The following is a 12,344-nucleotide window of genomic DNA, read 5'->3' on the forward strand; positions in this document are numbered from 1 at the left end:
TCACCCCTCCCACCTCTCTCACCCCTCCCACCTCTCTCACCCCTCTCGCACCGAAGGACTCCCACCGTGCCGCACCCGACGGCCACCGAGCCCACCGAGCCCACCGGGGGGTACGTCTTCGACAACGCCACCCCGCACAGCACGGAACAGCACCGCTGCCTCGCGGCTGCCTACGACCCGGTCACCCTGCCCCGGCTGGCCGCCACCGGGGTCGGCCCCGGCTGGCACTGCCTGGAGGTCGGCGCGGGCGGCGGCAGCGTGGCTCACTGGCTGGCGGGGCGCGTCGGCCCCGGTGGCTCGGTCCTGGCGACCGATGTGGACCCCCGCCACATCTCCCCCGCCCCGCAGCTGGAGGTGCGGGCGCACGACCTCGTGCACGACCGGCTCCCCGAGGACCGCTACGACCTCGTCGTGGCCCGTCTCGTCCTCCAGCACCTGCCCGAACGGCGCAGCGTGCTCCGCACGTTGGTCCGTGCCCTGCGGCCCGGCGGGGTGCTCCAGATCGATGAGTTCGACACCTCGTACGAACCCCCGCTCCTCTCGCCCGACCCGGATGCCGAGAAGCTCTACACCGCCTTCCTGGAGGCCAAGTCCGCCGCCATGCGGGCCGGCGGAGGTGACCCGCACTGGGGAAGGCGGGTGCCGGAGGCGCTGCGGGAGGCCGGCCTGGTCGAGGTCGATGTGCACCCGCACATCGAGGTGCGCCACGCGGGCTCCCCCAGCCTTCAGCTCCAGCTCCACCACACCCACCATCTGCGGGAGAAGCTGCTGGCCCAGGGGCTGACGGACCGCCAGCTCGACCGGGTGCGGGAGATCATGAGGGACCCGGGCTTCCGTGCGGCCAGCAGCGTCCTGTACTCGACACAGGGCCGGCGCCCCGGGAGTGCGGACCTGTGAGCACCTCCACCCCTGTGATGCCCGCGACGACGGCCGGGGTGACGGCCCGTCTGCTGCGCGGGGCGACCGACGGGGTCGTCCCGCCCGGCGCCGTCCGGGACGTACGCCTGACGGCGGACTGGGCCGGGCCGGTCACCGCGCCGCTCGCCGACGAGGACGCGGTCCAGGCTGCCTGCGGGATCATGCACGTCCACGGGAGGGCAGGCGGCCGGCCGCTCCCGCTCGGGGTGGACTACGCCGCCACCGCCGCGGGGGTGCTCGGCGCCCTGGGTGTCTGTGCGGTCCTGCTCGCCCGGCACCGGGGACACGGCCTGAGCGAGGTGCGGACCTCGGCCGCGCAAGGGGCCCTGCTCGCGCTCGGCCAGTACCTCGCCGCCGCCACGGCCCCCGCCGACGGCGCGGAGGGCCCGTACGGCGCGAAAGGCCGGCACGGGGCGGAGGGCCCGTACGGCGCCGAACCGGCCGGGCGCGGTGGAGCGACGCTGGTCTCCGCCGAGGGCACCGCCTTCGAGATCGAGACCCTCGACCCCGACGCGTGGCGGGAGTTCTGGCAGCGGCTCGGTGTCCCCGCCCGGCTCGCGGGACGCGGCTGGGGGGCCTTCCAGCAGCGGTTCGCCACGGCCGTGTGCGCCCTGCCCGATGAGGTGCGGACAGCGGCTCGCGCCACGCCGCTCGGGTCCCTCCGGGAGGCCGCGGCGTCCTGCGGTGTCAGCCTCGTCCCGCTGACGGACAGCCCCGCCCCGGTGCTGTCCGTCGCACCGGTGCGCCTCACCCCGGGGCCGCCGTACGTGCCGGTGCCGGCCCCGGTCCGTACGCCCGCCGTCCTGCCCCTGGCGGGCGTACGGGTAGTGGAGTCGACGCGCCGGGTGCAGGGTCCGCTCGCCGGTCATGTCCTGCGGCTGCTGGGTGCCGAGGTGATCGGCGTCGAGCCTCCTGGCGGCGATCCGATGCGCGGGCTGCCGCCGCTCGCTGGTGGCTGTTCGGTGCGCCACTCGGCGCTGAACTCCGGGAAGCGGGTCGTCGAGGCCGACCCGCGTACGGCGGCTGGGCACGCCGCCGTGCGTGAACTCGTCGCGGGAGCCGATGTGTTCCTGCACAACTGGGCGCCGGGCCGGGCCGAGCGCCTGGGTCTCGACGCGGAGGACCTGTGGCGGGTCAGGCCCGGCCTCGTGCATGCCGGGGCCTCGGGCTTCGGCGACGCCTGGCCGCCAGGAGAGACCCCGATCGGCACCGACTACCTCGCCCAGGCCCGCAGCGGTCTGGCCGCGGCTCTGCGTCCGGCCGGGGAGATTCCCGCGCCCTCCCTGATGACGCTGACCGATGTGCTCGGCGGCCTCCTCTGCGCCCATGCGGTGGTGGCGGGGCTGCTGCTGGGCGCCCTCCGGGGGCACGGGGTGCGTGCCGAGTCCTCGCTGCTGTCGGCCGCGGGCCTGGTGCCTCGCCCGGCCGTGCGGCGCGGGGCCCGGTCGCCGTTGGAGACTCCGGTACGCACGGCCGACGGCTATCTGTGCCTGGGCGAGCGGATCCGGGCCGATCTCCCTCTGCTCGCCCGGATCACCGGCCTCGGCGCGCCGGACCCAAGCGCCGTGGCCGCGCGCTTCGGCCACCGCACCACCGGCTGGTGGCTGGAGCGGCTCGGCCTCGCCGGTGCCGCCGCCACCGAGGTCCGTACCGATCTGGGCACCCTCCCGGACGACCCCGGCTTCCGGTACGCCGTGGATCCGGCCCCGCCGGGCGGGTACGCGACGGTCCGCAGCCCGTGGACGTTCTCGTGACGGGCGCGCCGACGATGGCGGGGACGGCTGCGCGGGCGCCCTGGACCTCCCGCAACGGGGTGGCGTTCCCCGACCGTGTGCCCCGCGCGGACCGCCGTGCCTGGGCCGGGCGGGGGCTCTCTCCGGGCCGCGACCTCTACTCCCTCTTCCGCCTCCGTGTGCGGCTCCATCCCACCCGGCAGGCGGTCGTGGAGACCGGCGAGCCGGCGGGTGGCGGCCTCACCTACGCGGCTCTGGACGCCGAGGTCCGCCGTATCTGCGCGGTGTTCACCGATGCGGGCCTCCGCTCGGGGGACGTGGTGGCGCTGCGGCTCCCCGGAGGCCGGGACGCGGTCGCCGCCGAACTCGCCGTGTACGCGATCGGCGCGGTCGCCCTGCCGTACCCGCCGGGCGGCGGCAGCCGGGACACCCTGGCGCTCCTGGGCGCCTCCCGCGCGCGGGCCGCCGTGTTCACGGAACCTGACGATGTCGCGGTGGCCGAGCGACTCCCGGACATCGAGGTGCTGTTCAGCCCGCTGCCCGGCCTGCCCGGCACCCGCCCGCTCGGCAGGGGCCCCGGCCGACCCTGGCACCCCGGCCCGGTGGATCCGGCGGCGCCGGCCCGTGTCCTGGTCTCGTCCGGCACCGAGGCGGCGCCCAAGATGGTGGCCTACTCCCACGAGGCGATGGGAGGGGGCCGGGCCGCGTACGTCCGGGCGCTCGCGCCGGGTGCGGAGCCCCGTCGTCATCTCGTCCTCGCTCCGCTGGGCTCCTCCTTCGGCTCGTGCGGCATTGTCACCGTCGCCGCGCTCGGCGGCACGCTCGTCGTCCCGCCGTCGTTCTCGGTGCGCGGGACGTCGGCGGCGCTCGGCGTCCACCGGCCCACGCATGTCTTCGGGGTGCCGACGATGCTGCGGCGGCTCGCCGAGACCGCCCCCGCGCCCGGTGAGGACTTCACCGGCCTGCGGGCGCTGGTGTCCAGCGGTGCGGCGCTGCCGCACAGCACGGCCCTGGCCTGCGTACGGCGCTTCGGGCGGCCCGTGTTGAAGGTCTACGGCTCCTCGGACGGCGTCAACTGCCACACGGTCTGGTCGCCCGGGGCCGAGGAGGAGTACGCGGGGATCCCGGATCCCGCGGTCGCCCTGATCCGGATCACCGCTCCCGGTGATCACCCGTTGCCCGCGGGTGCCGTCGGGGAGATCCAGGCCAGGGGCCCGATGACGCCGCTGTGTTACGTCGCGGACGCCGGGCTGGACACGCGCTACCGGAGCGCCGACGGCTGGGTGCGCACCGGTGACCTCGGGCGGATCGACGCGGACGGAAGGCTGTTCGTCCTGGGCCGGCTGAAGGATGTCGTGATCCGCGGCGGGCACAACATCAGCCCCGCCGAGGTGGAGCGGGAGCTCGCCCACCATCCGGCCGTGGCCGAGGCGGTGTGTGTGCCGGTGCCCGATCCGGATCTCGGCGAGCGGCTCTGCGCCTGTGTCCGGCCGGTTCCCGGCGCGCCCGCACCCTCCCTGGCCGATCTGGCCGGCTTCCTGGTGCGCCGCGGCCTTGAGTCACGCAAGCTGCCCGAGCGTCTTCTGCACGTCCCGGCCATGCCGCTGGGCCCCACGGGCAAGGTGTGCCGCCGCTCCCTGTCGGAGCGGGCGGCGGCACACTGCCGTGGGGCCCGGTATCGGTCGGGCTGAGGGGCGGGTACTCCCCTCCAGGTGTTACGCCTTGGCCAGCGAGGGCTTCTCCTCGTCCCCGTCCCGCTGTTCCGGGACCTGCTCCGCGTCGCTCTCCTCAGTGATCATCTTCTCGTCGAACGGGAGCGCGCCGGAGAGGACCTGGTCCACCCGGGCCCGGTCGATCTCCTTGGTCCAGGTGCCGACGAGGATGGTGGCCACCGCGTTGCCCGCGAAGTTCGTCAGGGCGCGGGCCTCGCTCATGAAGCGGTCGATGCCGACGATCAGGCCGACGCCGTCGACCAGTTCGGGGCGGTGCGACTGGAGTCCGCCCGCGAGGGTGGCGAGACCTGCACCGGTGACGCCCGCCGCGCCCTTGGAGGCGATCACCATGAACACCAGCAGCGAGACCTGCTCCCCGATGCTCAGCGGGTCGCCCGTGGCGTTGGCGATGAACAGCGAGGCCATCGTGAGGTAGATCGCGGTGCCGTCGAGGTTGAAGGAGTAGCCGGTCGGCACGGTGATGCCGACGACGGGCTTGCTGACACCCACGTGCTCCATCTTCGCGATCAGCCGCGGCAGCGCCGACTCGGACGAGGAGGTGGAGAGGATCAGCAGGAACTCACGGCCCAGGTACTTCAGCAGCAGGAAGATGTTGACCCCGGACACCACGCGCAGGATCGCCCCCAGGATCAGGAAGACGAAGAGCGCACAGGTGACGTAGAAGCCGATCATGATGACCGCGAGCGACTTCAGCGCGTCCACGCCGGTCTCGCCGACCACTGCCGCCATCGCACCGAAGGCGCCGACCGGGGCCGCCCACATGATCATGGCGAGGATGCGGAAGACGAGGCGCTGGATGTGGCTGATGCCCCGCAGGACCGGCTCGCCCGCCGAACCCAGGGCCTGGAGTGCGAAGCCGGCGAGCAGGGCGATGAGCAGGGTCTGGAGGACCTCGCCGGCGGTGAAGGCCGACACGATGGTCGTGGGGATGATGCCGAGCAGGAAGTCCGTGGTGGACTCGCTGTCCCCCGAGACCTGCGCCTCACCCACGGCGCGCGTCGCCTCCGTGATGTGGAGGGTGGAGCCGGGCTCCAGGATGTTGCCGACGACGAGGCCGATGGCCAGCGCGACGGTCGACATCACCAGGAAGTAGCCGAGGGCCAGACCGCCGACGGCGCCGACCTTGGCGGCCTTGCGTACGGATCCGACCCCCAGCACGATCGTGCAGAAGATGATCGGCGAGATCATCATCTTGATCAGGTTGACGAATCCGGTGCCGATCGGCTTGAGCTCCACGGCGAAGTCCGGCACCGCGAGGCCCACCGTGATGCCCAGCACCACGGCGGCGATCACGGCCAGATACAGATAGTGCGTGCGGTCCCGTCGTGCGGCGTTCTCTGCCACGGGGGTCTCCTCGGGGTATGTGCGGCTCCCCGTCCCTGGGGGCTCCGGTGACTATCCACTTCCCTGTGACGGCCGTCACCCTTGCGTTCATATCGTTCACGCGCCTTTTCGAGCCACCTTGGGCCCGTGCTCCCCGCCAGGCAGACTGTGAGACATGCGTCTGTCCCGTGCCCTCCCCCGCAGCCTGGCCGGCCAGCTGTTCGTGATGCAGGCCCTGCTCGTGGCCGCGGTCGTGGCCGGATGCGCCTTCTTCGCGTACGCCTCGGGCCGCTCCCAGGCGGAGACGACCGCGGTTCGTCAGGTGCGGGCCGTCGCGCTCGCGATGGCCGAATCGCCGTCGGTGCGGGAGGCGATCCGTACCCCGGACCCGTCTTCCGTACTCCAGCCGTACGCGGAGCGGGTCCGTGAGGAGACCGGGATCGCGTTCGTCACGATCATGAATCCGCAGGGGGTCCGCTGGACCCATCCCGACCCGACCCAGATCGGCCGGGCCTTCATCGGGCACACCGAGGGCGCGCTGCTCGGCGAGACGTTCGAGGAGACCTACGCCGGCACGCTCGGACCCTCGATACGGGTGGTCACGCCGGTCCGCGACGGCGACAGGATCGTCGGCCTGGTCAGCGCGGGCATCACCGTCCAGCGGGTGTCCACGCAGGTACGCGAGCAGCTCGGCGCCCTGGGGACCGCGGCGGGCGCGGCCCTGGCGATCGGCGCGCTCGGCACGTACGTGATCAATGCCAGGCTGCGGCGGCACACGCACGGGATGAACGCCAGGGAGCTGAGCCGGATGCACACGTATCACGAGGCCACGCTGCACGCGGTGCGCGAGGGCCTGCTGATGCTGGACGGGCAGCGCCGGGTCGCCCTGGTCAACGACGCGGGCCGGGAGCTGCTGGGGCTGACGCCGGGGTCCGTCGGGCGCCGGGTGGACGAGCTGGCGCTGCCCGCGCCGCTGACCGGGGCACTCCTGGCGTCGGAGCCACGGGTGGACGAGGTCCATCTGACCGCGGACCGGGTGATCGTGGTCAACACCAGCCCGGTGGTCGGCGGCGAGCGGCGCGGCACGGTGGTGACGCTGCGGGACCACACGGAGCTGCAGGCGCTGTCGGGTGAGCTCGACTCGGAGCGCGGTTTCACGCAGGCGCTGCGTTCGCAGGCGCACGAGGCGGCGAACCGGCTGCACACGGTGGTGTCGCTGATCGAGCTCGGCCGGGCCCAGGAGGCGGTGGATTTCGCGACGGCGGAGCTGGAGCTGGCGCAGGCCCTCACCGACCGGGTGGTGGGCGCGGTCGGTGAGCCGGTGCTCGCGGCCCTGCTGCTCGGCAAGGCGGCGCAGGCCAACGAGCGGGGGGTGGAGCTGGTGCTCGCCGACGACAGTGTGATCGACGACGGGGCGCTGCCGTCCTCGCCCGCACCCCGCGACCTGGTGACGATCCTCGGCAATCTGATCGACAACGCGGTGGACGCGGCATCGGAGGCCGCGACGGGTGGCGCGGGCGTCCCCGCACAGCGCGCCGCGACGCGGGCCCTGGTCACGGTGACCGCGCGTACGGAGTCGGGCGAGCTGCTGCTGCGGGTGGCGGACACCGGCGCCGGGATCGGCGAGGGCGACGCGGACGAGGTGTTCCGGCGCGGCTGGACGACCCACGGCACGGGCCGCGGCCTCGGCCTGACGCTCGTACGGCAGGCGGTCCACCGCAACGGCGGGACGGTGACCCTGGGCCGGGCCGCGGAGGGCGGCGCCGAGTTCACCGTGCGGCTCCCGCTCACCGGCCGTACGGCGGGGAGTGAGGTGGTGGCACCGTGATCAGGGTGCTGGTCGTGGAGGACGATCCGGTGGCGGCTGACGCCCATCAGCTGTACGTGAACCGGGTGCCGGGTTTCGAGGTCGCCGCCGTCGCCCACTCACGGACCGAGGCCGCGCGGGCGCTGGAGCGGACGGAGGTGGATCTGCTGCTGCTCGATCTGTACCTCCCGGACGGGCACGGTTTGCAGCTGCTGCGTTCGCTGCGGGCCGCCGGGCACGGGGCGGACGTCATCGCGGTGACGTCGGCGCGCGATCTGGCGGTGGTGCGGGAGGGCGTCTCGCTCGGCGTCGTGCAGTACGTGCTGAAGCCGTTCACCTATCCCACGCTCAGGGACCGGCTCGTGCGCTACGCCGAGTTCCGGGCGGCTGCGGGCGAAGCGAGCGGCCAGGAGGAGGTGGACCGTGCGCTGGGCGCGCTGCGGGTCGCGGATCCGGCCACCCTGCCGAAGGGGCTGAGCGGGCCGACGCTGGAGGCGGTCACCCGGGCCCTGCGGGAGGCACAGGACGGGTTGACGGCGGCGGTCGCCGGGGAGGAACTGGGGATCTCCAGGATCACCGCCCGCCGCTATCTGGAGCACCTGGTGACGGTGGGCCGGGGCGTGCGCAGGCCGAGCTACGGTCAGGTCGGCCGGCCCGAGCTGCACTACCACTGGGTGGCCGAAACCCGCTGATATGCGGGGGCTCCGCGGCCGAGGCCACCGTAGGAGGATCATACGAAGGGTGAAGTAATAGGAACAGCCTGTAGCCAGGCCGTTCGCGGGCTTCTACGGTGGGGCCGTGCACCCCACCCCTCCCTTCAACGCCCCCGCCGCACGCCGCCTCCGTGAGGCTCTGGGAATGGCTCCCGGACATGTTGCGTACGGCCTCGGCGCGCAGTACGGACTTCGGATCACGGCAGAGACCGTGATGGCCTGGGAGCGTGGCACGGCCCTGCCGGGCGAACGCGAACTGAGGGCGCTGGCCGGTGTGTTGTGGTGCGCGCCGGGTGAACTCCTGTCCGCCGCGAGCACGTTGCGCGAGCACCGGCTGGCCCGGGACATCGCGGTGGACGACCTGGCGCGGACCCTCGGGATGACGGCCGCCGCGTACCAGCGGACCGAGGAGACGGGCCGCTGGCGCGGCAACGAGCGCCAGGCGGTGGCACTCTGCGAGGCGCTGGACATGTCGGCGGCGCAGTTCCTGACGGCGACCGGCCGGAACGAGGAACTGGCGGACCTGCTGACCCGGGCGGTCACGACCCGCTGGCAGGCCTACGTACGGCCGGTGGACAAGCTCGTGCCGCTGGACCGGATCCTCCTCCAGAACGTGCTGGAGCAGCTGCACGCCGACTACCAGTCCCTGATGGTGTCGACGCTGAGCTGGAACACGACGAGCCGCGACCGGCCGGGGACGGCCGGCGACGCGGGGCGGGAGTTCCTGGACCGGGTGGTCGAGGAGTTCTGGCGGACGGCGGGGATCTGAGACTCGGAAGACCCGGGGCCCGCGCCCGGGCTCAGAAGACCGACTCGGCCTCGTACATCCGGTCGCTGGGGACGGTCTTCAGACGGGTCACGGCGTCCGCGAGCGGGGCCATCACTATCTCGGTCCCGCGCAGCGCCGTCATCCGGCCGAAGTCGCCGCGGTGGACGGCCTCCACGGCGTTCCACCCGAAGCGGGTCGCCAGCACGCGGTCGTACGCCGTCGGTGTGCCGCCGCGCTGCACATGGCCGAGGATGACCGGCCTGGCCTCCTTGCCGAGGCGCAGTTCCAGCTCGACGGCGAGGCGGTTGCCGATGCCCTTGAAGCGCTCGTGTCCGAACTGGTCGATCTCGCCCTTGGCGTACGGCATGGAGCCCTCGGCCGGGTGGGCACCCTCGGCGACACAGATGACGGCGAACTTCTTGCCGCGCGCGAAGCGTTCCTCGACCATCTTGACCAGGTCGTCGACCTGGAAGCGGCGCTCGGGCAGGCAGATGCCGTGGGCGCCGCCCGCCATGCCGGACTCCAGGGCGATCCAGCCCGCGTGACGGCCCATGACCTCGACGACCATGACCCGCTGGTGGGATTCGGCGGTGGTCTTCAGCCGGTCTATGGCCTCGGTCGCGACGCCGACCGCGGTGTCGAAGCCGAAGGTCCTGTCGGTGGCGGAGATGTCGTTGTCGATGGTCTTCGGGACGCCGACGACGGGCATTCCGGCGTCGGACAGCATGCGGGCCGCGGTCAGCGTGCCCTCGCCGCCGATCGGGATCAGCGCGTCGATGCCGTAACGGCGGGACAGTTCCTCGCAGTTCTCGGCGGCCTCGCGCAGCCGGTCACGCTCCAGCCGGGCAGAGCCGAGGATCGTGCCACCGCGGGCCAGGATGCCGCTGACGGCGTTGAGGTCGAGAGGCCGGAAATGGCCGTCGAGCAGCCCCTTGAAGCCGTCCTCGAAGCCGATGACCTCATCGCCGTGCCCCACCACGGCACGGTGCACGACCGAACGGATCACAGCGTTCAGGCCTGGGCAGTCGCCGCCTGCGGTGAGAATTCCGATGCGCATCCTGCTCTGTCTCCTGCTCGCTAGTGCCATGCGTTCCGGGGGACCTGTCGCGAAACCCCCGTACCGTGAGCCACGACGATTGTCCCACGTCGATCTCGGGACCCGCGCGGGGCCGGGAGCGGGTCCGCACCGGGTGCCGTGCCCGGCGGGCGGCTCACCTGCCCCCGTAGGTATCGTCAAGAGGACAATGCCAGCCAAACAGGACGGGAGACCACGCGTGGCGCGCAGTGTGTACGTGACCGGGATCGACCGGGGAGACGGCCGCCAGGTCGTCGATCTGGGAGTCATGGAGCTACTGACGCGTCAGGTCGACCGGGTGGGTGTCTTCCGGCCACTCGTCCACGACGGTCCCGACCGGCTGTTCGAGCTGCTGCGCGCCCGCTACCGGCTCTCGCAGAGCGCGGAGACGGTCTTCGGCCTGGACTACCAGGAGGCCTCCGCGGTACAGGCCGAGAAGGGTACCGACGAACTGGTCTCGCTGCTCGTCGAGCGCTTCCACCGGGTGGCCCGCGACTACGAGGTGGTGCTGGTGCTCGGCAGCGACTTCGCCGCGACCCAGCTCCCCGACGAGCTGGCGCTGAACGCGCGGCTCGCCAACGAGTTCGGCGCATCGGTGATCGCCGTGGTCGGCGGCCAGGACCAGGACGCCGAGTCCGTACGGGCCGAGACGCGCAACGCCTACCGGGCGTACGCCGGCCTCGGCTGCGACGTCCTGGCGATGATCGTGAACCGGGTGGCGTCCGAGGACCGCCAGGAGATCGCCGAGCGCCTGAGGGCGCAGCTGCCGGTCCCCTGTTCCGTGCTGCCGGACGACCCCGCGCTCTCCGCGCCCACGGTCGCCCAGGTCACCACGGCCCTGGGCGGAACGGTCCTGCTCGGCGACGACTCAGGCCTGGCCAGGGACGCGCTGGACTTCGTGTTCGGCGGCGCCATGCTGCCGAACCTCCTGAAGGCACTGACCCCGGGCTGCATGGTCGTCACCCCGGGCGACCGCGCGGACCTGGTCATCGGTTCGCTCGCCGCGCACAGCGCGGGCACCCCGCCCATCGCCGGCGTCCTGCTCACCCTGAACGAGCGGCCCGGCGAGGAGATACTCCGGCTGGCCGCCCGGCTCGCACCGGGTACCCCGGTCGTCGCGGTGACCGGCGGATCCTTTCCCACGGCGGGTGAGCTCTTCGCCCTCGAAGGCAAGTTGAACGCGGCGACGCCCCGCAAGGCGGAGACCGCTCTCGGTCTCTTCGAGCGCCATGTGGACACCGCAGCCCTGCTGGAGCGCGTCTCGGTGGCCCGCAGCGGCCGGGTCACGCCGATGATGTTCGAGCACGAACTGCTCGAACAGGCGCGCTCGGACCGGCGCCGGGTCGTCCTGCCCGAGGGCACCGAGGAGCGCGTCCTGCGCGCCGCCGATGTGCTGCTGCGCCGTGATGTCTGCGACCTGACCCTGCTCGGGGACACCGACGTCATCCGCAAGAAGTCCGCGGACCTGGGCATCGACCTCGCCGAGACCCAGATCGTCGATCCCCGGACCTCGGAGCTGCGCCAGAGCTTCGCCGAGCGGTACGCCGAGCTGCGCGCGCACCGGGGGGTGACGGTGGAGCTGGCGTACGACGTGGTCGCGGACGTCAACTACTTCGGCACCCTGATGGTCCAGGAGGGCCTGGCCGACGGCATGGTCTCCGGCTCGGTGCACTCCACGGCGGCGACGATCCGGCCCGCGTTCGAGATCATCAAGACGAAGCCGGCCGCTTCGATCGTCTCCTCGGTGTTCTTCATGTGCCTCGCGGACAAGGTCCTGGTCTACGGCGACTGCGCGGTCAATCCGGACCCGGACGCCGAGCAGCTCGCGGACATCGCGGTGCAGTCATCGGTCACGGCGGCACGCTTCGGTGTGGAACCGCGGATCGCGATGCTGTCGTACTCGACGGGCACCTCGGGCAGCGGGGCGGACGTCGACAAGGTGCGGGAGGCCACGGAGCGGGTACGCGCATCGCGACCGGACCTGAGCATCGAGGGCCCGATCCAGTACGACGCCGCGGTCGAGCCGACCGTCGCGGCCACGAAGCTGCCGACGTCGCAGGTGGCGGGCCGGGCGACCGTGCTGGTCTTCCCCGACCTCAACACCGGCAACAACACCTACAAGGCGGTCCAGCGGTCGGCGGGCGCCGTCGCGGTCGGGCCGGTCCTCCAGGGGCTGCGCAAGCCGGTCAACGACCTGTCGCGGGGCGCCCTGGTGCAGGACATCGTCAATACCGTGGCCATCACCGCGATCCAGGCGCAGGGCGAGGAGTGAA

Annotated in this window: 9 protein-coding genes; 7 read left to right on the forward strand and 2 right to left on the reverse strand. The window is 72.8% G+C overall.

Going from position 1 to position 12,344, the window contains the following annotated elements:
* Positions 1–66: 66 nt before the first annotated feature.
* Genes OG623_RS09805 through OG623_RS09815 form a run of 3 tightly spaced genes read left to right on the forward strand, consistent with a single transcriptional unit; the run spans position 67 to position 4,342 of the window.
* Positions 67–897 carry a methyltransferase gene (locus tag OG623_RS09805; RefSeq protein WP_406145868.1) on the forward strand — a complete coding sequence of 277 codons (831 nt, stop codon included), beginning with the start codon at positions 67–69 and terminating at the stop codon, positions 895–897.
* Positions 894–2,672, forward strand: a complete 1,779-nt coding sequence (locus OG623_RS09810; protein ID WP_406145869.1) for a CoA transferase — start codon at positions 894–896, stop codon at positions 2,670–2,672. Before OG623_RS09805 ends, OG623_RS09810 begins: the two co-directional genes overlap by 4 nt.
* A complete protein-coding gene (locus OG623_RS09815) occupies positions 2,657–4,342 on the forward strand; it encodes a class I adenylate-forming enzyme family protein (protein ID WP_406145870.1) in 1,686 nt (561 codons plus the stop codon). Before OG623_RS09810 ends, OG623_RS09815 begins: the two co-directional genes overlap by 16 nt.
* A gap of 24 nt (positions 4,343–4,366) precedes the next feature.
* Here OG623_RS09815 and OG623_RS09820 read toward each other — a convergent pair whose 3' ends face one another.
* Positions 4,367–5,728 carry a cation:dicarboxylate symporter family transporter gene (locus OG623_RS09820; protein WP_406145871.1) on the reverse strand — a complete coding sequence of 454 codons (1,362 nt, stop codon included), beginning with the start codon at positions 5,726–5,728 and terminating at the stop codon, positions 4,367–4,369.
* Between the two features lie 154 nt (positions 5,729–5,882).
* Between OG623_RS09820 and OG623_RS09825 the strand changes: the two genes are divergently transcribed.
* The 3 genes from OG623_RS09825 (at position 5,883) to OG623_RS09835 (ending at position 8,996) form a co-directional block, all read left to right on the forward strand.
* Positions 5,883–7,535, forward strand: a complete 1,653-nt coding sequence (locus tag OG623_RS09825; RefSeq protein WP_406145872.1) for an ATP-binding protein — start codon at positions 5,883–5,885, stop codon at positions 7,533–7,535.
* Positions 7,532–8,206 carry a response regulator gene (locus OG623_RS09830; RefSeq protein ID WP_406145873.1) on the forward strand — a complete coding sequence of 225 codons (675 nt, stop codon included), beginning with the start codon at positions 7,532–7,534 and terminating at the stop codon, positions 8,204–8,206. The genes OG623_RS09825 and OG623_RS09830 overlap by 4 nt, the downstream gene beginning before the upstream one ends.
* A gap of 166 nt (positions 8,207–8,372) precedes the next feature.
* Entirely contained in the window at positions 8,373–8,996 is a 624-nt protein-coding gene (locus OG623_RS09835) for an XRE family transcriptional regulator (RefSeq protein WP_406151753.1), read from the forward strand.
* A 31-nt stretch (positions 8,997–9,027) separates the two neighbouring features.
* On the opposite strand, the gene OG623_RS09840 is transcribed toward OG623_RS09835, so the two are convergent.
* On the reverse strand, positions 9,028–10,053 hold the full coding sequence (locus tag OG623_RS09840) for an ATP-dependent 6-phosphofructokinase (protein ID WP_362893720.1): 1,026 nt from the start codon (positions 10,051–10,053) through the stop codon (positions 9,028–9,030).
* 217 nt (positions 10,054–10,270) lie between these two features.
* Here OG623_RS09840 and pta point away from each other — a divergent pair, with 217 nt between their 5' ends.
* A complete protein-coding gene (gene pta, locus OG623_RS09845; RefSeq protein WP_406145874.1) occupies positions 10,271–12,343 on the forward strand; it encodes a phosphate acetyltransferase in 2,073 nt (690 codons plus the stop codon).
* Position 12,344 lies beyond the last annotated feature (1 nt).

The organism is Streptomyces sp. NBC_01012, from assembly GCF_045162755.1.
GTDB lineage: Bacteria > Actinomycetota > Actinomycetes > Streptomycetales > Streptomycetaceae > Streptomyces.